Origin of the sequence: Nonomuraea sp. NPDC049684, from assembly GCF_044465345.1 — a bacterium.
Classification (GTDB): domain Bacteria; phylum Actinomycetota; class Actinomycetes; order Streptosporangiales; family Streptosporangiaceae; genus Nonomuraea.
In genome coordinates this window covers 259,080-282,109 of sequence record NZ_JBITLO010000014.1, presented here as the reverse complement: position 1 = coordinate 282,109, position 23,030 = coordinate 259,080, and the positions used below count along the sequence as shown (strand labels likewise).

Genomic DNA, 23,030 nt, shown 5'->3' with positions numbered 1-23,030 from the left:
GTCAGCCCTGGCCGCCGTCGCGGCGCGAGAAGCGGTTGAAGATGCGCTCGCCCGCGTTCACCGCACCTTCGGCCACGTCGCGCAGCACGCCGATGAACGGGTCCTGCGACTGGGACCAGGAGGCGCGGTAGGACTCGGCCGCCGCCTTGATCTCGTCGGTGACGCGGGCGTTGGCGTCGTCCTCCCTGCGCGGGTAGTCGCCGCCGATGATGCGGTCGTACTCGCCGCTGCGCTGCCACTTGTCGAGCTCGGCGACGCGCACCACGGCGAACGGGTGGGTGGTGCCGAGCAGGTTGAGCACCTTGAGGAAGCCGTCGCGCAGGTCGCCCGCGGTGTCGTACTCCTGGTACTGGGCCAGGAACGCCTCGATGTTCATCTCGTGGGTGTAGGCGCCGCCGGCGAGCTTCATCAGCGCGCGCTTGGCCGAGTCGGGGTTCTGGGCGGTCAGCAGGCCGCCGCGGTCGGAGGAGAGCTCCGACTTGCGGTACCACTCCTCCAGGCCCGCGACGATCGCGCGCAGCCCGATGTAGCCGAGCGGGATCCAGGCGACGCGCGTGGCCAGGCGGGTGAGGATGTCGAGCATCGTCCGGTAGACCGCGTGACCGGACAGGATGTGCGAGGTCTCGTGGCCGATGACGAAGCGCTGCTCCTCCTCGTCCATGAGGTTGAGCAGGCCGGTGGTGACGACGATGAACGGGTCGTCGAAGCCGATGGCCTTGGCCTGGACGTTCGGGTCCTGCTGGACGTAGATCTCCGGGATGCGGTGCAGGTCGAGGATGTAGGCCGCGTCGCGCCCCATGTCGTACAGGGAGCGGAACTGGGTCTCGCTGACGCGCACGGACGACGCCAGGTACATCAGGCGAAGGCGGCGCTCACTCACAAGACCGGACATCTGCTTAAGAACCGTGTCGAACCCACTCAACTTCCGCAGAGCGACCAGGGCGGACCGGTCTGCGGGGTGTTCGTAGGCTCGGGACGAGATGCCGGGCAGTTGGACGCGGTTGCGGTCCGGGGTGGTCGTCATGCCCGGCATGCTACGTCCGCAACGGATGTGATGCGCGGACATCACCAAGGGGGGTGCCGTCATGTTCGGGTACCGCGTCCGCGTAGGGTCCGACTCATGATGAACGCGCCTGGTGTCAAGGGGAAGCGGCGGGTGGGTGTGATGGGCGGGACCTTCGATCCCATCCACCACGGCCACCTGGTCGCAGCAAGCGAGGTCGCCCATCACTTCGACCTCGACGAGGTCGTGTTCGTGCCGACCGGGCGGCCGTACCAGAAGTCCGGACGCGAGGTGTCGGCGCCCGAGGACCGCTACCTGATGACGGTCATCGCCACGGCCTCCAACCCCCGCTTCTCCGTGAGCAGGGTGGACGTGGACCGCCCCGGCCCCACCTTCACCATCGACACGCTGCGGGACATCTCCAACGTCTACGGCCCGCAGACGGACCTGTACTTCATCACCGGCGCCGACGCGCTCGGCGCGATCCTCGGCTGGCAGAACGCCGACGAGCTGTTCGAGCTGGCGCACTTCGTGGGCTGCACCCGCCCCGGGCACACGTTGCACGACCCCGGGCTGCCCGAGGGCAGGGTGACCCTGCTGGAGATCCCCGCGCTGGCCATCTCGTCGTCGGAGTGCCGTCAGCGGGTGGCCAAGGGGGAGCCGATCTGGTATCTGGTGCCGGACGGAATCGTGCAGTACATCAACAAACGAGGGTTGTATCACGGGGAAGGCTGAAGCTCTCCGCGCCGTGGGTGAGGGGTTTCGGCCTGGAAGGGTACCCTCGGTATATGGGCATGCTGCCGACACAGGAGGACAGACCCGCATCGTGACCGCATCCGACAGATCCGTTCAGCTCGTCCAGATCGCCGCCGAGGCCGCGGCCGACAAGCTGGCCGATGACATCCTCGCCTATGACGTGAGCGAGCAGCTCGTCATCACCGACGCCTTCCTGCTCTGCTCCGCCACGAACGACCGCCAGGTCCGCGCCATCGTCGACGAGATCGAAGACCGGCTGCGCACCGAGGCCGACGCCAAGCCCGTGCGCCGCGAGGGCGAGCGCGAGGGCCGCTGGGTGCTGCTCGACTACATCGACATCGTCGTGCACGTCCAGCATGAGGAAGACCGCACGTTCTACGCGCTCGAGCGCCTGTGGAAGGACTGCCCGGCCATCGGGCTGCCGGAGAGCGTCATGCTCGCCAACATGCAGCGGGCCCGCAGTTGAGCAGGCGGATCGTCTGCCTCCGCCACGGACAGACCCTGTGGAACGTGGAGCACCGCTTCCAGGGCCACTCCGACATCCCGCTCGACGAGACCGGCGTCGCGCAGGCGGCCAGGGCCGCCTCGCTGCTGGCCTCGCTGCGGCCCACCCTCATCGTCTCCTCCGACCTCCAGCGCGCCCATGACACGGCCCTGGCGCTCGGCAGGCTCGTGGGGCTCGACGTGACCGTCGACAAGGACTTCCGCGAACGCGGCGGCGGCCAGTGGGAGGGGCTGACGCGCGACGAGATCGCCGCGCGCTGGCCCGAGGAGTACATCGCCTGGGAGGCCCCCGACGGCGAGCCCGTCTCGGAGGTCGCGACCCGGGTGGCCGCCTCCATGCGCAAGTGGGCGTCCCGGCTCGACGACGACGGGCTCCTGGTCGTCGCCTCGCACGGTGCCGCGCTGCGCCTCGGCATCTGCGAGCTGCTCGGCCTGCCCGAGGAGTTGTGGCCGGCGCTGGGCGGGCTGGGCAACTGCTCCTGGTCGGTGCTGCAGGAGGGCCGTCAGGGCTGGCGGCTGCTCGAACACAACGCGGGCACCCTTCCCGAGCCCATCAGCAGCGACGACCGCCCTGACGCGGAGGCGTAGCCGACCGGCTCAGGCCGGCTGCGCGGGGCGGCGAGCGCCCTGCCGGGGGTGGTCCGGCAGCGTGACGGCGCTCGCGGCCTTGTCCGTCATCCGCTTGACCATGCCCTTGCCCGGCAGGTACGGCAGCATGCGCATCATCTGGTTCCGCAGCCGGATCCGCGTCCGCGTGCCCGGCACGAGGTATTTGTCGGCCCCCTCGGCCTGCTTCTGGCACACCTCGACGTACGGTCGCATCCGCCGCTCGTAGGCGTCGAAGGCGGCGGCGTGGTCGCCGGGGGCCGCGGCCAGCTCGGCGGCCAGCACGTACGCGCCCACCATCCCGAGCCCCGTGCCCATGCCGCCCGGACCGGGGGCGTACCCGGCGTCGCCGACCAGCGCCACCCGGCCGGACGACCACCGGGGCAGGACGACCTGGGCGGCCTGCCAGAAGTAGAAGTCCTCGGCCTCCTCCATGGCCGCCAGCAGGGACGGCACCTGCCAGCCCACCCCACGGAACGCTTGCGCCACCAGGGCCCGCTGCGCCGCCTGGTCGCGGTGGCCGACGTCGAGCGGGGGCGTGGCGAAGTCGAGCGAGGCCCGGGTGCGGCCGTTCGTCCTGACGACGGTGGCGCAGCGGCCCGGCACGTTGTGCATCAGTCCGTCGTGGTCCAGCCCGTACGTGCCGGGGACGGAGAAGACGGCGCCGTAGAAGCCGAGATGGCGCAGAGGGGCGGCAGGGAAGGCCAGTTCGCGTACCTTGCTGCGGATGCCGTCCGCGCCGACGACCAGGTCGAACGTGCGGGGCGCGGCCTTTTCGAAGGTCACGTGCACGCCGTCGGGGCGCTCGGTCAGGGACGTGATCGAGTCGCCGAGGAGGCGTTCGGCGGGGGCGGCCTCGTTCAGGATGCGGGTCAGGTCGCCGCGCAGGATCTCCACGTCGCCGCTGAACACCTCCGACGGCAGCCTGGCCAGCCGCCTGCCGTCGCCGTCGACGATGGCGATGTCGCCCATGCCGGTCTGGGCGGCCCTGATCGCGTCCAGCACGCCCATGCGCTTGAGGACCTCCAGCTGCGGGGCGCCGCGGAAGTCGACGGCCTGGCCGCCGGTGCGCAGGGCGGGGGCGCGTTCGACGACGGTCGGCCGGAACCCGGCGCGGGCCAGCCAGTGGGCGAGCGTGGGACCGGCGACGCCGCCGCCGGAGATGAGTACGGCCTGCACAGCGGCCTCCTTGGGTAGTGCGCCATGTACGTTGTACGCGTACCGTAGGTTCGGGATTTCCACCAGGCAAGAGGGGCACCCGGCGCACTAGTGCGGCGAGGAGGTGCCGGCGGGTGCGCCGGGCCTGGTGCACTAGTGCATCGGAAGGGGTGGCCGTGGACCGGCCCGTGTATCTGCGGATCGTGGAGGAGCTGCGCGACCGCATCGCCGCCGGCGAGCTGGCGCCGGGGGACAAGGTGCCCTCGACCCGGCAGATCATCCGGGAGTGGGGCGTGGCGATGGCCACCGCGACCAGGGCGCTCGGCAGGTTGCGCGAGGAAGGGCTCACGCGGGCCGTGCCGGGGGTCGGGACCGTCGTCGCCGGCCCCGTGCGGCGGGCGGCGCAGGACCTCACCGGGCGGCGCGTCGTGCGCGCGGCGATCAGGGTCGCCGACCGGGAGGGGCTGGCCGCCGTGTCGATGCGCCGCCTGGCCGCCGAGCTCGACGCCTCGGCCATGTCGCTGTACCGGCATGTGGCGGGCAAGGACGAGCTCGTCCGGCTCATGATCGACGCCGTCTACGGCGAGGAGCCGCCCGCCGGGCAGCCGCCGCGCGCCTGGCGGGCCCGGCTGGAGCTGGAGCTCCGGCAGCTGTGGCGGATGCACCTGCGGCACCCGTGGCTGGCGCAGGCGGTCTCGCTGACCCGGCCGCAGCTCGTGCCCAACGGCATGGCCTCCACCGAACGGCTGCTGCGCGCACTGGACGGGCTCGGCCTCGACGCCGGCGCCATGCTGCACGCCGCCGTGTCCCTGGTGAACTTCGTCCGGGGCGCCGCCGTGGCGCTGGAGGCGGAACTCCAGGCGCGTACCGAGACCGGGGTGACCGAGGACGACTGGCTGAGCGAGCACGAGGGGGAGATGGCCCGGTTGTTCGCCTCCGGCGCCTTCCCGACCCTGGCGAAGGTGGTCACGGCTCCCGGGGTGGAGCTGGACCTGGACTCCGTCTTCGAGTTCGGGCTCCGCAGCCAGCTCGACGGGCTGTCCGTGCTGGTGGCGCGGGCGCAGCGGGGACGGCGGCCGGGCGATTAGGCGAAAGGGCGCGGATGGCTATATGCTCTCGGAGCGCCGCAACGGGTGATCCCGCAGCGGTGACCAGGGGCTATGGCGCAGTTGGTAGCGCGCCTCCATGGCATGGAGGAGGTCTGGGGTTCGAATCCCCATAGCTCCACACAGATTGTTTCCCTGGTCCGGGCCGTCGAGCCCGGCCGCGCGTCAGTCCAGGAACGCCGGATCCCGCCACGTCGTGGCGGGCAGGGCGTTGAGGGCGGCGACGATCCGCTTCTCCTCGTAGACGAAATGCGACTCCAGCAGGGCCGACAGGCCGTCCAGCTCGGTGCGCACGTCACGCGGGCCAGGGGCATCGGCGGCCAGCAGGGTCTCCAGGTCGCGCAGGATGGCGGCCACCTGCTCGTGGTCCCGGCTTAGTTCCTCCAGGACGGGGCGCAGTTCGGGGAACTCGGCGGCGAGCACCGGGAAGGCCGTGGCGTCCTCGCCGGTGTGGTGGGTGGTGATCGCCGAGCAGAAGGCCAGGCAGTGGGTGCGCAGGTCGCGCAGGGAGCCGCCGCGGCCGGCGGTTTCGCGCAGCCTGGCCAGCTCTTCGCGGAGCCGGAGGTGCACGTCGATCAGCTGGTTGCCGAAGGCCGCCAGACGGCGGGCCGGCTCGGGAAGGTCGTTCATGGTCGGGTCCGATGTCACGGCGCCTCCATGCCCGCGGCGGTCTCCTGGCCGGGTGCACTGCGACGCTGATCCGGGATCAGATCATGCTTTTCGCGGCGAATCAACTCGGCGGGCCGAGCCCCGGAGAGACCCGGCCCTGGAGCGGCGTGTCCCGGCGTCAGGCGCAGGGGGTGTCGCCGAGCGTGAAGGCGGCCGGCGGGGCGGTGTCGCCCGTGTGGGTGGCCTGGAAGCCGAACGACGTGGAGGCGCCGGGCGCGATCGTCGCGTTGTAGGCGACGTTCCTGGCGGTGACCTGGCCCGTGGCGGGGGAGATCGTGGCGTTCCAGGCCGAGGTGACGGTCTGGCCCGCGGGCAGTGTGAAGCTCAGCGCCCAGGAGGGCAGGGCCGTGGCGCCGGTGTTGGTGATCGTGACGGCGGCGGTGAAGCCGGTGTTCCAGGCGTTGGTGGTGTAGGAGACGCGGCAGGCGCCCGGCGGGTTCGGCGTGGGCGTCGGCGTGGGCGTCGGCGTCGGGGTGGGCGTGGGGGTCGGGCCGCTGCCGGTGATGCCGAAGAAGGCGAGGGCGGCGGCGGCCATTCCGGCGGTGGGCAGGCTGTGCCCCACGCCCTGGACGCTCACCGCCTCGACCGGCGCGGTCGTCCCCGCGCTGCCGTACCTGGTCCTGGTCCAGCCGGGCCGGGGCTGGTCGGTGAGGCTCGGGGTCTGGGTCAGGCCGTGGACGTTCGTCCACTGCTTGATCTCCTCCTGGAAGTTCGGGTAGCGCAGGGTGGCGTCCTCGGTGCCGTGCCAGACCTGCATGCGCGGACGGGGGCCGGTGTAGCCGGGGTAGGCGGCGCGGACCAGGTCACCCCACTGCTGCGGGGTCCTGGTGAGCTGGCCGTTCGCGCACGCGCTGTTCCAGCTCGACCCGTCGGTGGTGGCGAAGCAGCCGAACGGCACGCCCATGAACGCCGCTCCCGCCTGGAACACGTCGGGATAGTCGCCCAGCAGCACGTTCGTCATCATGCCGCCGGAGGAGGCGCCGGTCACGTACGTGCGGGCGGGGTCGGTGGCGTACCGCTGCTGGACGTACCGGACCATGGACACGATGCCGACGGGGTCGCTGCCGCCGTCGTGCCGCAACGCCTGCGGGGAGGAGACGTCGAAGCAGGAGCCGCTCCTGGTCGCCGAGGGGTAGATCACGATGAACTTGTGGCGGTCGGCGAGCGAGGCGAACTCCGTGCCGGAGTAGAAGGCGGGGCCGGAGCCGGTGCAGTAGTGCACGGCGACGAGCAGCGGCGGCCGGGTCCCGACGCCGTCCGGGACGTACAGGTGCATGCGCAGACCTGTCGGGTTGGCGCCGAATCCGGTCACCTCGGTGAGCTGCGCCGAGGCGGCCGGGGGAGCGGTGACCAGGCCCGCGACGGCGAGTGCGGCGACGGCGATCGCGGCGCCCGCCAGTCGAGCTCTCAGGTTCATCGGGTTCCTCTCGTTCGCCTGAAATATTGCGAGTATGAAGAGAAACTTTCGGAGGCGCAATGGCCGGACTGCCCGCCTGGCTCCGACCTGGGCCGGGCTGGAGGGCAGGCGTGAAACTTTCGGGTCAGGCGTAGCGCCGGGCCAGCTCCGCCGCCGCCGCGCCCAGGGCCTCGCGCAGCGCGGGCGGGGACAGCACCTCGACGTCGGTCCCGAGCCGCAGGAACTCGCCGAGCGCGTGGTCGTGCGACTCGATCGGCAGGGTGACCCGCGTCCAGCCCTCGGCGTCCGGCGGCTCGGCGGTCTCCCGCGCGGCCGCCGCGACGCCGGGCGTCATGAGGTCGGGCAGGCGGTCCAGGCCGCGCGGCGACAGCCGTACCACCGCCTCGCCGCGCCGCAGCCTGGCCTCGAACTCGGCCAGGTAGCCCTGCCAGTACGCCGCCAGGGAGAAGTCGTCCGGCCGGGTGAACGTCTCCGGGAGGGCGTGCAGGTCGAGGATCTGGGAGACGCGGTAGGTGCGTACGTGCTCGCCGCAGCGCGCCACCAGGTACCAGCGGCCCGCCTTGACCACCAGCCCGTACGGCTCCAGCCGCCGTTCCACCTCCTGCGGCGCCTTCCACCGCCGGTAGGTGACCTGGACGGGCCGCTCGTTCCACACGGCGTCGGCCACGGCCGGCAGGTACGTTACCGGCTCGGCGTCCCGGTACCAGGAGGGCGCGTCGAGATGGAAACGCTCCTGGATGCGGCCCGCGCGGTCGCGCAGCTCGACGGGCAGCGCGGCCATCAGCTTGAGCTGGGCGGCGGTCACCACCGCGCCCAGGCCCAGCTCGGCCGCCGGCCCCGGCAGCCCGGCCAGGAACAACGACTCGGCCTCGTCGGTGGTCAGCCCGGTCAGCCGGGTGCGGTAGCCGTCGAGGAGCTGGTAGCCGCCGTTGGGCCCGGCGTCGCCGTAGAGCGGGATGCCGGCGGCGTGCAGGGACTCCATGTCGCGGTAGATCGTGCGGACGGAGACCTCCAGGCGCTCGGCGAGGTCGTGGGCCGTCATGCGGCCGCGCGTCTGCAACAGCAGCAGGATCGAGACCAGGCGGGAGGCGCGCACGGACACTGACACTACATGTCAGTGACCCGGCCGTACGTTCGCCCGCATGAACGACTTCGACTTCCTCGCCGGCACCTGGGACGTGGTGAACCGCAAGCTACTCAAGCCGCTGGCCGGCAGCGACGAATGGGACGAGTTCCCCGGCCGCTCGGTCGCGACCCGGCACTTCGACGGCGCCGCCAGCTTCGACGAGATCGCCTTCCCCACCAAGGGCCGGCACGGGCTGACCGTGCGCGTCCACAACCCCGCGACGGGGCAGTGGTCGATCTACTGGGCCAGCAGCGCGACGGGCACGCTGGACACCCGGCCCATGGTGGGCGCGTTCACCGGGGACCGGGGCGAGTTCTACGGCGAGGAGACCCACGAGGGCCGGCCGGTGCGCTGCCGGTTCGTCTGGACCGTCGTCGGCGAGCACCGGGCCAGGTGGGAGCAGGCCTTCTCGGCGGACGACGGCCAGACCTGGGAGACCAACTGGACGATGGACTTCACCCGGGCGTCCTGAGCGAGCGGCTTCGCCCGGCCCTCAGGACGCCTGGCCGCGCACCCACAGGACGGTGGCCACGGCCAGCACCGCGACCAGCAGCAGGAGCCCGCCCACCAGGACCACCCACCGCCAGGCCGACTTCGGTGGCGGCGTGACCTCGTACAGGGGGACGTCGGGAAGCATGTCGGGGGTGTAGGGCAGGCTCTGCGTGTACGGCGCCTCCGGGGGACCCTGCGGGGGGTGTTCCGGGTGCGGGACGCGATGTCGGACGGTCTGGTTCGGGTCCGGCTCCTGTTGCTCTCGCTTCATGATCCCCTCAGACGCGGCTCTGGAGGTGGGTTTCATCGACATTGTCATACTTGCCGGTGAAACGCGGTCCAGACGTCGGAAGGCTCAGTAACCGCTCTGCTCGCCCCCGTACGGCGGCTGCGGCGGCTGCCAGCCGCCCTGAGGACCGGGCTGGGGGCCGCCCTGGGGACCGGGCTGAGGGCCGGGCTGCTGGTAGGGCTGCTGGTAGGGCTGCGCGGGCTGCTGCCAGCCGGGGCCCTGCGGCCGCTCCTGCCGGGGGGCGGCGCGGCGCGCGACGACGGCCCAGATCAGCAGCCCGATGCCGGCCAGGTGGAAGAGCGAGGAGATGAGGTAGGCGAACGGCAGGACGGCCATCATGCTGGAGCCGTACGACTCGATCAGCGTCTGGGTCAGGATGCTCAGCACGAGGTTGATCAGCGTGCCGATCAGCAGCAGGCCGCAGCCCGACATGCCGAGGGTGGCCGCGCGGCCCACGTGCCGTCTGTTCATCCCGATCAGGACGATGCCCACCACCAGCAGCAGGGCGGTGATGAGGGTGGGGAGCAGGTTCGTGAGCATGTTGAGGAAACTCATGGGCGACTCCAGCCAGAAGGGGGACTCGGGCGACGTTACGGGGATCCGCGCAGTTCTTCCACCGCACGGCTGATCGACTGCAGGTCGAGGCCGCCCTTGTGCCGGCGGCCGTTCAGGAACAGGGTGGGGGTGCCGCGCACGCCGCTCTCCTTGCCCGACGCCTCGTCGAGCGCGATGCGGGAGGCGTGCCCGGCCACGTCCGCCCAGGGGTCGACGTCGAGCTCGGCGGCGTAGTGTTCGAGGTCGGCGTCGGTGAGGAAACGCTGGTTGTCGTAGAGGATGTCGTGCATCTCCCAGAACCGGCCCCGGTCGGCGGCGGCCTCGGAGACGATGGCGGCCGAGGCGGCCCGGGGGTGCAGCGTCCGGATCGGATAGTGCCGGAAGACCAGCCGGACGTCGGGGTTCCGGCGCAGGATCTCGTCCAGGACGGGGTGGAGACGGCCGCAGTAGGGGCACTCGAAGTCGCCGTACTCGACGATGGTGACCTTCGCGGTCGCCGGGCCACGTACGTGGTCGTCGGGGCCGACCGGCACGGACAGCACGTCGGGCAGCTCCTCGCCGGGCTCGGCCTCGGGCGGCGCGCAGACACCGCCCCGGTCCCAGGCCAGCCGGAAGACCACCCAGCCCAGCGCGGCGGACAGCAACGACCCGGCCAGAATGCCGATCTTGGCCTGGCTCTGGATCGCCGGGTCGTCGAAGGCCAGGTCGACGATGAACAGCGCCACCGTGAACCCGATGCCGGACACCGCCGCGCCGCCCAGCAACTGCCCCCACACCAGGTTCCCCGGCAGGATGCCCCAGCCGAAGCGCAGCGGCAGCCACGTGCCGAGCGAGATCCCGGCGAACTTCCCGAGCAGCAGCCCCAGCGCGATGCCGAGGGAGATCGGCGAGGTCAGCGCCGCCCGCAGGGTCTCGCCGTCGAGCCGCACCCCGGCGTTGGCCAGGGCGAACACCGGCACGATCACGTAGCTGCTCCAGGGATGCAGGCGGAGCTGGAGCCGTTCGTTGACCGAGACGGCACGCTGCACGCGCCGCGTGGCCTCCCTGGCCGCCCGCGCGCTCGGCTCGCTGGTGAACTCCTGGACGGCCTCGCCCGCCAGCAGCAGCTTCTGGTCGCTCGGGGCGTAGACGAACACGAGGACGCCGAGCGCGATGCCCACGAGCGTCGGATGGATGCCGCTCTCCAGCGTCGCGACCCACAAGCCGAACCCGAGCGCGATGTAGGCCGGCGCCCGCCAGATCTTCAGCCAGCGCAGCAGCACGATGGCCGCCAGCAGCACGACCGCCACGACGAGCGCGGTGAGCTGGAGGCTGGCCGTGTAGAAGATCGCGATGATCATGATGGCCAGCACGTCGTCCACGATGGCCAGCGTCAGCAGGAACGCCCGCAGCGGGTCGGGACAGCGCGCCCCGACGACGGCCAGCACGCCCAGCACGAACGCGGTGTCGGTGGCGATCGGCACACCCCACCCGCCCGCGCCGGGACCGCCGAGGTTGAGCGCGAGGTAGACGGCGGCCGGCACGAGCATCCCGCCGAGCGCGGCCACGGCCGGGACGGCGATCAGCCGCCGGTCCCTGAGCTGCCCGAGCCGCACCTCGTAGGAGACCTCCAGGCCGATCAGGAAGAAGAACACGCTCATCAGGCCGTCGTTGACCCAGTGGCGCAGGTCGAGGGAGAACACCGCGTCGCCGAACGAGATGCCCATGGGCAGGTGCCAGAACGACTCGTAGGTCGCGGCCCACGGCGAGTTGGCCCAGACCATGGCCAGGGCGGTGGCCACGAGCAGCACGCTCGTGCTGCCCGCCTCGGTCTTGAAGAACGCCCGCAACATCGTCAGATCTCCCCCCGGAGATCCGATCTTAGAACCCGCCCCGGCGGCGGCCGGGCCCGGCGGGGGTGTTCCCGCCGGGCCAGGACGTCACAGGTTGCGGAGGTAGGCCAGGGACGGCGCGAAGAAGTACTCGCCGCCCTTCATCGTGATCGTCTGGGCGACCTGGGCCTGCGGGGCCGACGGCTCGGCCCGGCCCCACACCTTCGGCCAGCTCACCTTGACGTCGCGGGCTCCCTGCCCGATGAGCGGGTCGTGGCCGGTCGCCGGGTTCTGGAAGTCCTCGTTGTTCGCCCAGCTCTGCTGGGTGAACTCGAACTGGGCGAGCAGGCTGCTGTTGAACGCCATGAACAGCAGGCCGACCTCGCCGCTCGGGCGGGCGCCGGGCGGGGAGTCGTCCCAGGGGTCGTCGGCGCGGTCGCCGTAGGTCTGGCCCCGGCGGGCCATGAGGACCTCACGGCCGAACGAGCGCGGGTTCGTCTTCCTGATGTGCCCGCTGAAGGGGCACTTCGAGCCCGGGTCGTCGTCGAAGGTGAAGTCGTTGGCCACCGGGCCCCCGCCCGGCTTCTGCCTGAGCGTGACGGGGGTGCCGTCCTTGAAGCGGCCGACGAGCATGGCGCCCGCGCGGTCGCGGTCGGCGCCGAGCAGGCCGAGGGCGTCGGCCAGGTCCTGCTCGATCTCCTTGAACGCCCGGACGTTCTGCTCCAGCTTCCTGAAGACCAGGTAGCTGCCGAAATGCCGCTCCGGGTGCGGCGCGAAGGGGTCGGCGACCAGGATGTTGGAGAGCGGGAAGGCGGGGTCCCAGTGCTCCTTCGGCTCCTTGTCGACCTCGTCCCGCACGAACAGCGGCTGGCTGCGGCCGTCCACGTACCCGAAGTGCTCGATGCCGTCGCCGGCCGGGTTGCGCATGCCCTGGCCGGTCTCCTCGCCGAGCAGTCGCGCGCTCGCCGGCAGCTCGCCGAGGATCTCCTCGCGCAGTTCCTCGACCCGGTCCCGGCGGGCGTCGCCGATGAGGATGACGGCGTGGATCTCCCGCTGGTAGGCGGGCTCCCACTCCGTCACCGGCGGGTCGTCCAGCTCGGCGCCGCGCCGCTTCATGCCGTCGCGGAACGCCTTGTCGCCGAACCTGCGCACGTCCTCGACCGAATGGCCGAGGTCGCGGTAGCCGGCCTTGCTGATGCCGATGCCGACGTACGGCGTGCCGCGCCGGCCGTTCGCGCCGAACTCGCGCACCTCCTCAAGGTGCCGGCGCGCCGACTTCATCTTCGTGACGGCGATGTGCCGCAGGAACGCCTTTCCCGCGGCGACGTCGTTGAACCTGACGAACAGCACGGACAGGTGCTCGCGCACGTGCGCGCGGAGAATGTTGGGCTGGAGATTGTCCAGCATCTCCTTGGTGTCCGCGTCGAGCGTGGCCGAATCCCAGGCCAGGGGTTGTGCGTTGTTCAGGTCGACAGTCATTGTCGCCGAATCCTTTCCCCGTTTCGAAATGAATCGGGCCCCCTGCTTCTGTACGACTCCCGGGAATACGAGAAAGTTTCCGATGATCAGGTCAGTTCGATTTCCTGATCAAACCCCGCGGACCCGTACATAATGTCCGGATGAAGAACCGGGGCTGGGGACGTTCCAGCGGCACCCGCGACACGCTGCTGCGCGCGGCCCGCGAGGTCTTCCTGGCCAAGGGGTACGCCGAGGCCACCGTCGCCGACATCGTCGAGGCGTCGGGCATCAGCGTCGGCAGCCTTTACCACCATTTCGGCGGCAAGCCGGGCCTGTTCCTCGCCCTGTGGGAGCAGTTCATGCGCGAACAGGAGGAACGCACCTCCCGCGCGGCCAAGGCCACCGCCGGCGCCGGCGAGGAACGGTTCCTGGCCGGCGCCCGCGCCTACCTGGAGGGCTCGTGGGAGCAGCGCGACGTGGCCAGGCTGTTCCTGGAGAACGACGGCCCGGCCGAGTTCTCGACCCTGCGCAGGCAGCGCGGCTGGGAGTGGATCGGCGGCAACAAGCGGCTGCTCGGCCTGGCGGACACGCCGGAGAGCAACGTGCTGGTCGTGCTGCTGACCACGGTGATGGGCGAGGCCGGGCGCGAGGTGGCGGCCTGCGAGTCCGACGGGGACGCCCAGGTGACCATCGACGAGGTGATCAGGATCGTCCGCCGCATGCTGGCTACGACGGGCGGCGTACCGCGGCCTTCTCCCTGAGGACGATTTCGCCGCGCCCCCGCGATGCGAGCGTGTAGCCCATGGACGCACTGCGCAAAGCCCTCGGCGCGCTCTCCCTGATCTACGCGCTGATCTTCGCCGGGGCCGCGCTGCTGCACGCGGGCATCACGGTCGGCCCGCTGTCCCAGCCGGTCGTGCCGCCCGCGGTGGTCGTGGAGACGTTGTGCGCCCTGGGCCTGGTCGCCGGCGGCCACGGCGCGCTGACCCGCCGCCGGTGGGCCTGGGACGGCCTGGTCCACACCCACGCGGGGGCCTTGGGCGGCGTGCTGATCGGCATCCTGGCGCTGGCCCTGCACCCGTCGGCGGCCACGGCCCTGAGCACCTGGTTCCACGACACGATGGCGGTGCTGCTGGCCGCCGGGCTGGCCGGGGCCTTCTACGCCTCCAGATCGCGCAGGTGATCGGCGGCCTCGGGCAACTGGTCCTCGGTGAACACGCGGACGCCGTGCGCTTCGAGCAGGGCGGTGGTCACCCCCTGGCCGGGGACCCGCCGTCCGGCGAACGTGCCGTCGTGGATGGCCAGCGCGCCGCACGAGGGGCTGCCCTCCTTGAGCACGGCCAGCCGGACCCCGGCCGAGCGGGCGGCCTCAAGCGCGGCCCGCGCCCCCGCCACGAACTCGGCCGTCACGTCGGAGCCGTCGCTCGCCAGCACGCGGGCCGCGCCGGAGAGCACCGCCGCGCCGCCCGCGCCGCCCTCGATCTCGGCCGCCGGGCGCGGAACGGGCAGCCCGCCCGCCACCTCGGGGCAGAAGACCACCAGCCGGCCCTCCGCCCGCCAGTTCGCGAGCAGGGCGTCGGCGCTGGTCTTCGCGCCGCCGTCGTAGCGGACCCGGCGGCCCATCAGGCACGCGCTGACGAGGATTCTCTGCACGTCCCCGATCCTACGAGCGCGATCGGCACCAGCGGGACGGCGGCGGGGGCGACCTGCACGGGCGCTAACCTGTGTCCCGATGAACACCACCGTCGCCACGATCGTCATCGTCGGCTCACTGCTGCTCATGCTGGCCGCCCTGGTCGTCGCCGTCCGCGACCGGCCGATGGGCATGGTCCTGCTGGTCGGCTTCGCCGTGCTGGAGGTGGCGATCCTGGTGCAGGCCGGGTTCGTGATCGCGGCGGTGAGCGGCGGCGAGGGGCCGCCGGAGAAGGCCACGCTGTTCGGCTACATCGGCGGCCAGGTGCTCATCCCGCCCGCCGGGGTGTTCCTCGCGCTGGCCGAGCGCAGCCGGTGGGGCACGGCGATCCTGGTCGTGGCCGGGTTCGCGATCGCGGTGATGAACGCGCGGCTGCTGCAGATCTGGCAGGGCGTGGCGTGAGCGCCCCGATCGGCACCGGCCCCGGGCGCGCGCTGGTCGCCGTCTACGGGCTGTTCTCGCTGGCGGCCGGGGCGCGGGCGGCGGTGCAGATCGCCACCAGGTTCGGCGAGGCGCCGCTGGCCTACGCGCTGTCGGCGTTCGCCGCGCTGGTCTACCTCGTGCTCACCGTCGCCCTCGTGCGCGGCGCCCGCCGCCTCGCGCTCGGCGCGCTCGTCATCGAGCTGGCCGGCGTGCTGCTGATCGGCACCGCGAGCGTGGCCGACCCGGCGGCCTTCCCCGACGCCACGGTGTGGTCGTCGTACGGCAAGGGTTACCTGTTCATCCCGCTGGTGCTGCCCTTCGTGGGTCTCTACTGGCTGCTGCGCAGGCGTTAACGCCGGGCCTGCGCGGGCAGGGACAGACCCCATGAGCACGATCGAGCACTCAGTAGACGTCAACGTCCCGATCCGCGTGGCCTACAACCAGTGGACCCAGTTCGAGAGCTTCCCCGAGTTCATGGAGGGCGTGGAGTCCGTCAAGCAGATCTCCGACACGCTCACCGAGTGGGTGGTCGAGATCGCCGGGGTCCGCCGCGAGTTCCAGGCCGAGATCACCGAGCAGCACCCCGACGAGCGCGTCGCCTGGCGCGGCACGGACTCGCCGCACCACGCGGGCGTGGTCACCTTCCACCGCATCGACGCCGACACCACCAAGGTCACCCTCCAGATGGAGTACGACCCCGAGGGCGTCGTCGAGACCGTCGGCGACGCGCTGCAGATCGTCCGGCTGCGCATCAGGAACGACATGGAGCGGTTCAAGTCGTTCATCGAGTCGCGTGGCGGCGAGACGGGCGGCTGGCGCGGCGACGTCCCCGGCGCCCACCAGCACCAGCACGAGCACGGCTCCACCTACGGCGACAGCGGCGCGCCGGTCCCGCCCGGCACCGTCGGCGGCGGCGACTACCCGCCGAGCGGCACCCTGCCGCCCCCCGGCCCGGTGCCCCCGCGCAACCAGCCCCCGGAGGGCCCCAGCCCGGTCCTGTAGGACGTGCTTTCCCCTGAGAGTCTCAGCCCCCGCCCCGGGGGCTTTCTCATGTCCAGGAATAAAGGGACATTTCGGTCCTGTTAAGGTGGTGATTCGTCCCATGATTTGATGAGTGGAGGACCTGACCAGCATGAGCGTGCTCGCCCAAGAGGCCCGTGGCAGAACAGGCAGAACCGCCCCCCTGGCCTGGCTTCTCGTGCTGGGCATCGTTCTGGCGGCGCTGAACCTGCGCACGGCCGTCACCAGCGTCGGGCCGCTGCTCGACCAGCTCGCCGGGGCACTCGGCATGAGCAGCGTCGGCACCGGCCTGCTCACCACGCTGCCGGTGCTGGCCTTCGCCGGCGTCGGCGCGGTCACCCCGACCCTGGCCCGGCGGATCGGCGAGCACCGGCTGCTGCTGCTCGCGCTGGTCACCCTCGGCTCGGGCATGCTGGTCAGGTCGCTGGTCGGGTCGGCCCCGGTGTTCCTGCTGAGCAGCGCGGTCGCGCTGTCCGGCGGCGCCGTCGGCAACGTGCTCATCCCGACACTGATCAAGCGCCACTTCCCTGGGCGTACCGGGATCATGACCACCGTCTACACCACGGCCCTGGCGGCGGGCACCATGCTGGCCGCCGCCGCGACCGTGCCGATCGAGCGCGCGTCGGGGGACTGGCACATCGCGCTCGGCGTGTGGGCGGCCCTGGCCGCCGTGGCCGCCATTCCGTGGCTTGCGCTGCTGCGCAGTGAGCCGGAGCGGGACACGGGCAGCCGGGACGCGGGCATCTCGACCCTGCTCAGGAGCAGGCTCGCCTGGATGGTGGCGATCTACTTCGGCACCCAGTCGATGATCGCCTACATCATGTTCGGGTGGCTGGCCACGATCCTGACCGACGGGGGATACACCTCCTCGCAGGCCGGGCTCATGCTCGGCGTGTTCACCGCCCTGAACATCCCGGTCTCGATCCTCGTGCCGACGGTCGCCGCGCGCTTCCGCGACCAGCGGCCGGTCGTCGTGGGGCTGGTCGTGGCCTACACGATCGGCTTCCTCGGGCTGTGGTTCGCGCCCGCCTCGACCGCCATGGTCTGGGTGGTGTTCGTGGCGATCGGCATGGGGTCGTTCCCGCTGGCGCTGGTCATGCTGGGGCTGCGCACCCGTACGCCGGAGAGCACGGCCGCGCTGTCGGCCTTCGGGCAGAGCGCCGGATATCTCATCGCCGGCGCCGGCCCGCTGCTGGTCGGGGTGATCTACCAGATGACCGGCGGCTGGTCGCTGACGTACGTGCTGATCTTCGGTGTGATCGCCGTCCAGCTCCTCACCGGCCTGTACGCCGGCCGCGACCGCTATCTGGAGGACGAGCGCCGCCCTGCCACAATGACCAGGTGAGATCCACTGTCGTCACCTTCCCCAACGGCCGGGTCAGCGGCCGTTCCCCGATTGTCGGGGCCGTGCCGGTGGGGGACCGGCACGGCCTCGTCACCGCCGAGACGCCGTTCCATCCCCTCGACCACACCTGGCCCGACCAGCCCGCAGACCGGGGGACGATCGGCGAGCTGCCGGTCCTCGACTGCGTGACAGGGGCCCAGTCGAACGACGGTGAGATCTTCGTCGGCGAGTCCATCCCGGTCCGGCGGGGCGCAGAGGGCTGGGAGTGGCTGGTCGTCCACGTCACCGACACCCCGCTGCCCGTCGGCGCCGAGGTGGACCTGGAGGTGGACGCCGGATACCGGGCGGCGCTCTCGGCCGGCCACACCGCCTGCCACCTGGCCGCCCTGGCGCTCAACGCGGCGCTGGCGGACAGGTGGCGCAAGGAGGTGCGGCAGGACCGGCTCGGCCACCCCGACTTCGACCAGACGGCGATCACCTCCTCGCGCATCCTGCCGCACGGCAGCGTCGACGAATACCGCCTGGGCAAGTCGCTGCGCAAGAAGGGCTTCTCCGCCGACGACCTGGACCTGACCGAGCTGGCCCGGAAAGTGAACGAGCAGCTCGGGGCCTGGGTGGCGGCCCGGGCGCCGGTCCGGCTCGACGTGCCGGGGCCCGGTCTGACCGCGTTGCGCACCTGGCACTGCTCGCTGCCCGAGGGCGAGGCGTCGATCCCGTGCGGCGGCACGCACGTGCGCGACACGGCGGAGCTGGGCACGGTCGAGGTCGCGTTCACCCTGGAGGAAGCCGCCCTCACCATGCGCACCACCTGCGGCTAGCGGGCCCCTTCCGCCGGGGAGCCCGCGCTCAGGCCGGCCAGGAAGGCCAGCATCCGCCGCCACGCGTCCGCGCAGATCGCCTCGTGCTCGGCGTGGGCCTCGTCGAAGAAGCCGTGCGGGGCGCCCGGGTAGACGACGATCTCGTGCTCCACCCCGGCCCCGGTCAGCGCGGCCCCGAACTCCGCCACCTGGTCGGCCGGGATGCCCTCGTCGGCCCCGCCGAACAGGCCGAGGATCGGCGCGCCCAGCTCGGCGGCGTGCTGGGTGGGGCCGGGGCCGTACGGGCCGGCGATCCCCGGCGCGCCGTAGAACCCGATCACGCCGGCGAACCCGAACCTGGGCGCCGAGGCGAAGAACGCGTTCCGGCCGCCCATGCAGAAGCCGAGCGCCACCGCCGGACGTCCCAGGCGCTCGGTCGCGGCCTGGATGTCGGCCTGGATGTTCTCCCTGGTCAGCTTGGGGATGTGGGCCATGACCTGGAACGACTCGCCCCGGTCGTCGTCGGTGGCGGTCCTGCCGTAGTAGTCGAGGGCGAGCGCCGGATGGCCCTGCTCGGCCAGCCGTACGGCGAGCTGCTTGTAGAAGCCGTGCAGGCCGCGGACGTCGGGGAGGATCACGACGCCGGGCCCGCTCACCCGGTCGGGACGGGACTCGTAGGCGGCGAACGACGCGCCGTCGGCGGAGGTCAGGCGGAGCTCGGCGGAGCGGGTGCCGGTGATCGGCGCTCGCCGTGCTGTCCCGCCTCGACCGGGACGGGCCGCACACCTCGGCCCAGCTCGCGCACCTGGAACGGATCACCGCCCAGGCGATCGGCACCGTCCTGGGCGGCCTCCACCGGCGCGGCATGGTGGCCCGCGAGCCCGACCCGGCCGACCGGCGGCGGGTGATCACCGCCATCACCGGCTCCGGCCGCGCCGCGCTGGACAGCCGGGAACAGGTGATCACCGAACGCCTGGCCGCGGCCGTCGACTCCCTCACCCCCGACGAGCGCGAACGCCTCGCCGCCGCCCTGCCCGTCCTGGTCGACCTGGCCCCGGACGCCTCTGAGGCGTCAGCATGTGTTGACAAACGGCCGTCTGTCAGCACATGCTGACACCATGGACGTCACCGAACTGGCCGGCGCGGCCTCCGACCGCGACCCCGGAACGGGCCTCGCGGCGGTGGCCGCGCTCAGGGCCCTGCTGGAGGAGCTGGAGGCCGTCCACGTCAGCAACGCCCGCGCGGCCGGTTGGTCGTGGGAGCAGATCGCCGGCGCGCTCGGGGTCCGGCGGCAGTCCGCCCATCGCAAGCACGCCCGCAGAACGGGGAGGTAGCAGGTGCTCGACAGGTTGACGAAAGACGCCCGCCGGGCGGTGGTCCGGGCCGGGATCCTCGCGCTCGACGCCCACCGCGCCACGCTCGACGCCGACCTCCTGCTGCTGGGCGTGGCCGAGGTGCGGCCGTTCGCGCTGTCGTCGTTCACCGCCTCCGGCGCCGCCCTGCGCGCCCGCGTCGACCTGGGCGACGCGCGGGCGCTGCTGGCCACCCTCGGCATCGACCTCGACGAGGTCCACCGCCGCACCAGGGCCGGCGCGGACGCGCCCGGCCAGTGGGTGCTGCGCCGGTCCCGGCTGCGCCCGCTGCGCGTGACCCTCGACGGGCCGCTGGGCACGATCCCGCTGGCCATGCACGCCAGGAAGGTGATCGAGGTGGCGATGTGGAAGCCGGGGCCGGTCACCGGCGAACGGCTGCTGTGGGGCCTGCTCGCCGACGGCGCGAACGGCGCAGGCCGCCTGCTGCGCGAGGCCGGGGTCGACGTGGCCGCGCTGGTCAGGGAGGCGGGCATCCCGTCCCGCCGCGCCGCCTGACGCCTCGCCTTCCGGCGGTCTTCCGGCGCGGTCTTCCGGCGCGGCCGTTCGGCGCGGGCCGGAGGGTTCCTCCGGTCCGCCGGGGCGGGGTCCGGAGTGACGCGAGGGGTCCGGAAGTCCGATACACTTTTGGTGATCGCAAGGGGCTATGGCGCAGTTGGTAGCGCGCCTCCATGGCATGGAGGAGGTCTGGGGTTCGAATCCCCATAGCTCCACAGCAGAGAAGGTGGCGTCCGTGAGGGCGCCACCTTTTTTCGTGCCTGCGCCGGGCCGTGTCAATACCTCTCAGGTCACCTCTTGTCCGGACATGGGGGAGACGCGGGCGGCGGGCCGGAGCCGCGATCGTCGGGGCATGCGACTTCAACGACTGCAGATCTCGGCGCTTTCCGTCCTCGCGCTCGTCGTGGCGCTGGCGCTGGCGCCGCTTCCGGGGCTGCCGTACACCATGGGGTTCGCGCCGCACTGGGTGACCGTCCTGGCCGCCGGGCTGGGGGCGGTCTTCGTGGTGCGGCCGCATCCGGCGGGGCTGCTGCCCGTCCTGCTGCTGCTGTGGTCGGCGGGCGGGCTCGTGCTCGACGTCTTCCGCGCCTTCTTCGCGCTCACCGGGATCCCCGCCGGGGAGTTCGCGCAGGTCGACTGGCCCGGGATGGCGCTGCGCGGGCTCAGCCTGGCCGGCTGCGCGCTGCTGGGCGCGCTGCTGCTGCCGCGCGTCAGGGTGCCCGCCGGGCCCTGGCTCGGGTACGCCGCCTTCGCCCTCGGGTTCGTCTACCCCTTGGCCAAGCTCTACTGGTCGGCGGGCGGCGCCCTGCTGCGCCCCGCGGACTACGGCGAGGGCTTCCCGTACGGCGAGACGATCATGCTGGTGGTCGGCGCGGCAGGCTCGCTGGCCCTCGTGCAGCGGTGGGGACGGTCGCTGCCGCGGCGGCTGGTGCTGGCCGGCGGTTGGACGGGCGCCGCCATGTTGACCACTATGGGAGCCATGTCCGTTCTCGGCACGTTCTCCCAGCTCCTCGGTCTCACCCAGGGGCCCGTGCCGCTGTCCGACCCGGCCGCGGTGGCGGCGGTCGCGGTCGTGTACGGGAGCTGGCTGCTGTTCGGGCTGGCGGTCGCCGGAGCCACCCTCTCCTACCAGCGCGCGACGGCACGATGACGCCCCGCCGCGCCGACGTGGTCCTGGCCCTGGTCGCCGGGGTGACGCTGGTCCCGCTCTCGCTGACGGTGGCGGTCCTGTCGGCGCCCGGCGGGCGGGCGGTGCTGCTGGCGGCGGCCTGCCTGGCGGCGCACGCGGCCGTGGCGTACCGGCGGCGGACGTGGGCGTTCCTCGTGGTGGCCGCGGCGTTCGCCGTCCAGGCCGCGGTGACCGGGCTGTTCCTCGTGCTGCCGTCGTCGGCGCTGTTCCCGTTCGCGGTCTATTCCTGCGCCGCCCACGCCCGGCGGCACCCGCCGCTGGTGGTCGGCCTGGCGGGGGCGGGGGCGGCGGCGGCGCGGTTCGCGACCGACTCCAGCGTCGCGGCGGCCGGGCTCGGGCCGGACCCGTGGCTGCTGCTGGCGCTGCTGGCCGCGGTGGTGGTCGCGGCGTGGGGGCTCGGCCTGTACCGGCGGACCCAGCTCGCCCACCTCGACCTGCTGCGGGAGCGGGCCCGCGAGGCCGCGGCGCGGGCCACCGCCGAGGAACGGGCCAGGATCGCCAGGGAGATGCACGACGTGGTCGCCCACGCGCTGGCCGTCATCGTCGCCCAGGCCAGGGGCGGCCGGTTCGCGCCCGCGCGGGCGGCCGAGATCCTGGCCGCGATCGAGGAGACCGGACGCGCGGCTCTCACCGACATGCGGGCCGCCGTCGGCGTGCTGCGCGCCACGCCCGGGGACGGGCCGCCGCCCGGACTGACCGGCCTGCCGGACCTGGTCGCGCGGACCCGGGAGGCCGGGCTGCCCGTCGAGGAGATCGTGCGCGGCACGCCGCGTCCCCTCGGGCCGGGGGCCGATCTCGTCGCCTACCGCGTGGTGCAGGAGGCGCTGACGAACACGCTCAAGCACGCGGGCGCGGGCGCGCGCAGCACCCTCCGGCTGGAGTGGACGGACGACGCCCTGCGCATCACCGCCGGCGACGCGGGCGGCGCCGCCTCCGCCGGAACGCGCGGTGACGGGCCGGGGAACGGGCTGGCGGGCATGCGGGAGCGGGTGACCGCGCTCGGCGGGACCCTGGACGTCCGGACGGAGGAGGAAGGCGGGTTCGTCGTCGAGGCCCGCCTTCCGTACCCGGCATGACCATCGGCGTGTACGTCGTCGACGACCAGCGGCTGGTGCGTACCGGCACGGTGATGGTGATCGACGCCCAGGACGACATGCGCGTGGTGGGGGAGGCCGGCGACGGGGTGGAGGCGCTGGCCGGGCTGCGCGCGGTGACGGCGGACGTGGTGCTCATGGACGTCCGCATGCCGCGCATGGACGGCGTCGAGGCCACCCGGCGGCTGCTGGCGGCCCCCGGCGCGCCCAAGGTGATCGTCCTGACCACCTTCGACCTGGACGAGTACGCCTTCGCCGCGCTGCGGGCCGGCGCGTCGGGATTCCTGCTCAAGGACGCCCCCGCCGAGGAGCTGCTGGCCGCGGTGCGGACCGTCCACCGGGGGGACGCGGTGATCGCCCCCTCGACCACCCGCCGCCTGCTCGACCACGTCGCGCCGCACCTGCCGGACGCCGGGCCCGACCCGCTGACCGAACGGGAGCGGGAGGTGCTGCGGCACATCGCCCGGGGCGAGACGAACGCCGAGATCGCGGGCGCCCTGTTCCTGTCGGAGGGCACCGTCAAGACCCACGTCGGCCGCATCCTGGCCAAGCTCGGGCTGCGCGACCGGGTCCAGGCGGTCATCTGGGCCTACGAGCACGGCCTGCACCGCCGCCCCTGAACGGTCGCGCGCCGCCACGGTCAGCTCGAAT

Annotated in this window: 29 protein-coding genes and 2 tRNA genes; 20 read left to right on the top strand and 11 right to left on the bottom strand. The window is 72.6% G+C overall.

Translation table 11 applies throughout. From position 1 onward, the window contains the following. Position 1 precedes the first annotated feature (1 nt). A complete protein-coding gene (locus tag ACIBST_RS36735; RefSeq protein ID WP_397178167.1) occupies positions 2-1,033 on the bottom strand; it encodes a M48 family metallopeptidase in 1,032 nt (343 codons plus the stop codon). An 87-nt stretch (positions 1,034-1,120) separates the two neighbouring features. Between ACIBST_RS36735 and nadD the strand changes: the two genes are divergently transcribed. The 3 genes from nadD to ACIBST_RS36720 all read left to right on the top strand — a co-directional run bounded on the left by nadD (position 1,121) and on the right by ACIBST_RS36720 (position 2,851). Next, positions 1,121-1,738 carry a nicotinate-nucleotide adenylyltransferase gene (nadD, locus tag ACIBST_RS36730; RefSeq protein ID WP_397178166.1) on the top strand — a complete coding sequence of 206 codons (618 nt, stop codon included), beginning with the start codon at positions 1,121-1,123 and terminating at the stop codon, positions 1,736-1,738. A 91-nt stretch (positions 1,739-1,829) separates the two neighbouring features. Continuing rightward, positions 1,830-2,225, top strand: a complete 396-nt coding sequence (gene rsfS, locus ACIBST_RS36725; RefSeq protein WP_125639389.1) for a ribosome silencing factor — start codon at positions 1,830-1,832, stop codon at positions 2,223-2,225. Beyond that, positions 2,222-2,851 (top strand): histidine phosphatase family protein, encoded by a 630-nt coding sequence (locus ACIBST_RS36720; protein WP_397178165.1) that lies wholly within the window; start codon positions 2,222-2,224, stop codon positions 2,849-2,851. Before rsfS ends, ACIBST_RS36720 begins: the two co-directional genes overlap by 4 nt. Before the next feature lie 9 nt (positions 2,852-2,860). Here the strand turns inward: ACIBST_RS36720 and ACIBST_RS36715 are convergent, their stop codons facing one another. Then, entirely contained in the window at positions 2,861-4,048 is a 1,188-nt protein-coding gene (locus ACIBST_RS36715; RefSeq protein WP_397178164.1) for an FAD-dependent monooxygenase, read from the bottom strand. Between the two features lie 155 nt (positions 4,049-4,203). On the opposite strand from ACIBST_RS36715, the gene ACIBST_RS36710 reads away from it, so the two are divergent. Then, positions 4,204-5,115 (top strand): TetR/AcrR family transcriptional regulator C-terminal domain-containing protein, encoded by a 912-nt coding sequence (locus ACIBST_RS36710; protein WP_397178163.1) that lies wholly within the window; start codon positions 4,204-4,206, stop codon positions 5,113-5,115. A 66-nt stretch (positions 5,116-5,181) separates the two neighbouring features. After that, positions 5,182-5,254: transfer RNA gene (locus tag ACIBST_RS36705), tRNA-Ala, on the top strand. A gap of 44 nt (positions 5,255-5,298) precedes the next feature. Here ACIBST_RS36705 and ACIBST_RS36700 read toward each other — a convergent pair. From ACIBST_RS36700 to ACIBST_RS36690, 3 genes are all read right to left on the bottom strand, one after another. Then, positions 5,299-5,781 (bottom strand): hemerythrin domain-containing protein, encoded by a 483-nt coding sequence (locus tag ACIBST_RS36700; protein WP_397178162.1) that lies wholly within the window; start codon positions 5,779-5,781, stop codon positions 5,299-5,301. Between the two features lie 139 nt (positions 5,782-5,920). Further along, complete coding sequence (locus tag ACIBST_RS36695) at positions 5,921-7,219, bottom strand: PHB depolymerase family esterase (protein WP_397178161.1); 1,299 nt, start codon at positions 7,217-7,219, stop codon at positions 5,921-5,923. Positions 7,220-7,343: 124 nt separating this feature from the next. Further along, complete coding sequence (locus ACIBST_RS36690) at positions 7,344-8,315, bottom strand: helix-turn-helix transcriptional regulator (RefSeq protein WP_397178160.1); 972 nt, start codon at positions 8,313-8,315, stop codon at positions 7,344-7,346. A gap of 46 nt (positions 8,316-8,361) precedes the next feature. On the opposite strand from ACIBST_RS36690, the gene ACIBST_RS36685 reads away from it, so the two are divergent. Next, complete coding sequence (locus ACIBST_RS36685; protein WP_397178159.1) at positions 8,362-8,817, top strand: hypothetical protein; 456 nt, start codon at positions 8,362-8,364, stop codon at positions 8,815-8,817. A gap of 21 nt (positions 8,818-8,838) precedes the next feature. Here ACIBST_RS36685 and ACIBST_RS36680 read toward each other — a convergent pair whose 3' ends face one another. The 4 genes from ACIBST_RS36680 to ACIBST_RS36665 all read right to left on the bottom strand — a co-directional run bounded on the left by ACIBST_RS36680 (position 8,839) and on the right by ACIBST_RS36665 (position 12,971). After that, positions 8,839-9,108, bottom strand: coding sequence for a hypothetical protein (locus tag ACIBST_RS36680; protein ID WP_397178158.1), 270 nt, complete (start codon positions 9,106-9,108; stop codon positions 8,839-8,841). An 84-nt stretch (positions 9,109-9,192) separates the two neighbouring features. Then, a complete protein-coding gene (locus ACIBST_RS36675) occupies positions 9,193-9,681 on the bottom strand; it encodes a hypothetical protein (protein ID WP_397178157.1) in 489 nt (162 codons plus the stop codon). Between the two features lie 35 nt (positions 9,682-9,716). Then, on the bottom strand, positions 9,717-11,513 hold the full coding sequence (gene nhaA / locus ACIBST_RS36670; RefSeq protein ID WP_397178156.1) for a Na+/H+ antiporter NhaA: 1,797 nt from the start codon (positions 11,511-11,513) through the stop codon (positions 9,717-9,719). An 87-nt stretch (positions 11,514-11,600) separates the two neighbouring features. After that, positions 11,601-12,971 (bottom strand): Dyp-type peroxidase, encoded by a 1,371-nt coding sequence (locus tag ACIBST_RS36665; protein ID WP_397178155.1) that lies wholly within the window; start codon positions 12,969-12,971, stop codon positions 11,601-11,603. Between the two features lie 140 nt (positions 12,972-13,111). Here ACIBST_RS36665 and ACIBST_RS36660 point away from each other — a divergent pair, with 140 nt between their 5' ends. Next, the gene (locus ACIBST_RS36660) at positions 13,112-13,711 is read left to right on the top strand and encodes a TetR/AcrR family transcriptional regulator (protein ID WP_397178154.1); all 600 of its coding nucleotides are present in this window, start codon (positions 13,112-13,114) and stop codon (positions 13,709-13,711) included. A gap of 41 nt (positions 13,712-13,752) precedes the next feature. Next, positions 13,753-14,133 carry a hypothetical protein gene (locus tag ACIBST_RS36655; RefSeq protein WP_397178153.1) on the top strand — a complete coding sequence of 127 codons (381 nt, stop codon included), beginning with the start codon at positions 13,753-13,755 and terminating at the stop codon, positions 14,131-14,133. Here ACIBST_RS36655 and ACIBST_RS36650 read toward each other — a convergent pair. After that, on the bottom strand, positions 14,109-14,603 hold the full coding sequence (locus ACIBST_RS36650; RefSeq protein ID WP_397178152.1) for a DUF523 domain-containing protein: 495 nt from the start codon (positions 14,601-14,603) through the stop codon (positions 14,109-14,111). The genes ACIBST_RS36655 and ACIBST_RS36650 overlap by 25 nt on opposite strands. A gap of 79 nt (positions 14,604-14,682) precedes the next feature. Between ACIBST_RS36650 and ACIBST_RS36645 the strand changes: the two genes are divergently transcribed. The 5 genes from ACIBST_RS36645 to ACIBST_RS36625 all read left to right on the top strand — a co-directional run bounded on the left by ACIBST_RS36645 (position 14,683) and on the right by ACIBST_RS36625 (position 18,249). Then, positions 14,683-15,045, top strand: coding sequence for a hypothetical protein (locus tag ACIBST_RS36645; RefSeq protein WP_397178151.1), 363 nt, complete (start codon positions 14,683-14,685; stop codon positions 15,043-15,045). Next, positions 15,042-15,419 carry a hypothetical protein gene (locus tag ACIBST_RS36640; RefSeq protein WP_397178150.1) on the top strand — a complete coding sequence of 126 codons (378 nt, stop codon included), beginning with the start codon at positions 15,042-15,044 and terminating at the stop codon, positions 15,417-15,419. The genes ACIBST_RS36645 and ACIBST_RS36640 overlap by 4 nt, the downstream gene beginning before the upstream one ends. Before the next feature lie 31 nt (positions 15,420-15,450). Next, positions 15,451-16,068 (top strand): SRPBCC family protein, encoded by a 618-nt coding sequence (locus ACIBST_RS36635; protein ID WP_357984730.1) that lies wholly within the window; start codon positions 15,451-15,453, stop codon positions 16,066-16,068. Between the two features lie 196 nt (positions 16,069-16,264). Next, a complete protein-coding gene (locus ACIBST_RS36630; RefSeq protein WP_397178149.1) occupies positions 16,265-17,431 on the top strand; it encodes a CynX/NimT family MFS transporter in 1,167 nt (388 codons plus the stop codon). Beyond that, the gene (locus ACIBST_RS36625; protein ID WP_397178148.1) at positions 17,428-18,249 is read left to right on the top strand and encodes a metal-dependent hydrolase; all 822 of its coding nucleotides are present in this window, start codon (positions 17,428-17,430) and stop codon (positions 18,247-18,249) included. The genes ACIBST_RS36630 and ACIBST_RS36625 overlap by 4 nt, the downstream gene beginning before the upstream one ends. Here ACIBST_RS36625 and ACIBST_RS36620 read toward each other — a convergent pair. After that, complete coding sequence (locus ACIBST_RS36620; RefSeq protein WP_397178189.1) at positions 18,246-18,938, bottom strand: dienelactone hydrolase family protein; 693 nt, start codon at positions 18,936-18,938, stop codon at positions 18,246-18,248. The two genes, ACIBST_RS36625 and ACIBST_RS36620, sit on opposite strands and share 4 nt — an antisense overlap. 41 nt (positions 18,939-18,979) lie before the next feature. On the opposite strand from ACIBST_RS36620, the gene ACIBST_RS36615 reads away from it, so the two are divergent. From ACIBST_RS36615 to ACIBST_RS36585, 7 genes are all read left to right on the top strand, one after another. Further along, entirely contained in the window at positions 18,980-19,342 is a 363-nt protein-coding gene (locus tag ACIBST_RS36615) for a MarR family winged helix-turn-helix transcriptional regulator (RefSeq protein ID WP_397178147.1), read from the top strand. 4 nt (positions 19,343-19,346) lie between these two features. Beyond that, on the top strand, positions 19,347-19,562 hold the full coding sequence (locus ACIBST_RS36610; RefSeq protein WP_357984745.1) for a hypothetical protein: 216 nt from the start codon (positions 19,347-19,349) through the stop codon (positions 19,560-19,562). A gap of 3 nt (positions 19,563-19,565) precedes the next feature. Then, positions 19,566-20,096: a Clp protease N-terminal domain-containing protein gene (locus ACIBST_RS36605; protein ID WP_397178146.1), complete on the top strand. Its 531-nt coding sequence runs from the start codon at positions 19,566-19,568 to the stop codon at positions 20,094-20,096. Positions 20,097-20,238: 142 nt separating this feature from the next. Further along, positions 20,239-20,311 (top strand) — tRNA-Ala (locus ACIBST_RS36600). A 137-nt stretch (positions 20,312-20,448) separates the two neighbouring features. Then, on the top strand, positions 20,449-21,246 hold the full coding sequence (locus tag ACIBST_RS36595) for a hypothetical protein (RefSeq protein ID WP_397178145.1): 798 nt from the start codon (positions 20,449-20,451) through the stop codon (positions 21,244-21,246). After that, complete coding sequence (locus ACIBST_RS36590) at positions 21,243-22,361, top strand: sensor histidine kinase (RefSeq protein WP_397178144.1); 1,119 nt, start codon at positions 21,243-21,245, stop codon at positions 22,359-22,361. Before ACIBST_RS36595 ends, ACIBST_RS36590 begins: the two co-directional genes overlap by 4 nt. Then, positions 22,358-22,999, top strand: a complete 642-nt coding sequence (locus tag ACIBST_RS36585; protein WP_397178143.1) for a response regulator — start codon at positions 22,358-22,360, stop codon at positions 22,997-22,999. Before ACIBST_RS36590 ends, ACIBST_RS36585 begins: the two co-directional genes overlap by 4 nt. Positions 23,000-23,030 lie beyond the last annotated feature (31 nt).

Bases quoted from the DNA above. Each gene is read 5' to 3' on its own strand.
- ACIBST_RS36735 (WP_397178167.1), bottom strand. From the start codon at position 1,033: ATGCCGGGCATGACGACCACCCCGGACCGCAACCGCGTCCAACTGCCC.
- nadD (WP_397178166.1), top strand. From the start codon at position 1,121: ATGATGAACGCGCCTGGTGTCAAGGGGAAGCGGCGGGTGGGTGTGATG.
- ACIBST_RS36695 (WP_397178161.1), bottom strand. From the start codon at position 7,219: ATGAACCTGAGAGCTCGACTGGCGGGCGCCGCGATCGCCGTCGCCGCA.
- ACIBST_RS36685 (WP_397178159.1), top strand. From the start codon at position 8,362: ATGAACGACTTCGACTTCCTCGCCGGCACCTGGGACGTGGTGAACCGC.
- ACIBST_RS36680 (WP_397178158.1), bottom strand. From the start codon at position 9,108: ATGAAGCGAGAGCAACAGGAGCCGGACCCGAACCAGACCGTCCGACAT.
- ACIBST_RS36675 (WP_397178157.1), bottom strand. From the start codon at position 9,681: ATGAGTTTCCTCAACATGCTCACGAACCTGCTCCCCACCCTCATCACC.
- nhaA (WP_397178156.1), bottom strand. From the start codon at position 11,513: ATGTTGCGGGCGTTCTTCAAGACCGAGGCGGGCAGCACGAGCGTGCTG.
- ACIBST_RS36665 (WP_397178155.1), bottom strand. From the start codon at position 12,971: ATGACTGTCGACCTGAACAACGCACAACCCCTGGCCTGGGATTCGGCC.
- ACIBST_RS36660 (WP_397178154.1), top strand. From the start codon at position 13,112: ATGAAGAACCGGGGCTGGGGACGTTCCAGCGGCACCCGCGACACGCTG.
- ACIBST_RS36655 (WP_397178153.1), top strand. From the start codon at position 13,753: ATGGACGCACTGCGCAAAGCCCTCGGCGCGCTCTCCCTGATCTACGCG.
- ACIBST_RS36645 (WP_397178151.1), top strand. From the start codon at position 14,683: ATGAACACCACCGTCGCCACGATCGTCATCGTCGGCTCACTGCTGCTC.
- ACIBST_RS36635 (WP_357984730.1), top strand. From the start codon at position 15,451: ATGAGCACGATCGAGCACTCAGTAGACGTCAACGTCCCGATCCGCGTG.
- ACIBST_RS36610 (WP_357984745.1), top strand. From the start codon at position 19,347: ATGGACGTCACCGAACTGGCCGGCGCGGCCTCCGACCGCGACCCCGGA.
- ACIBST_RS36595 (WP_397178145.1), top strand. From the start codon at position 20,449: ATGCGACTTCAACGACTGCAGATCTCGGCGCTTTCCGTCCTCGCGCTC.
- ACIBST_RS36590 (WP_397178144.1), top strand. From the start codon at position 21,243: ATGACGCCCCGCCGCGCCGACGTGGTCCTGGCCCTGGTCGCCGGGGTG.
- ACIBST_RS36585 (WP_397178143.1), top strand. From the start codon at position 22,358: ATGACCATCGGCGTGTACGTCGTCGACGACCAGCGGCTGGTGCGTACC.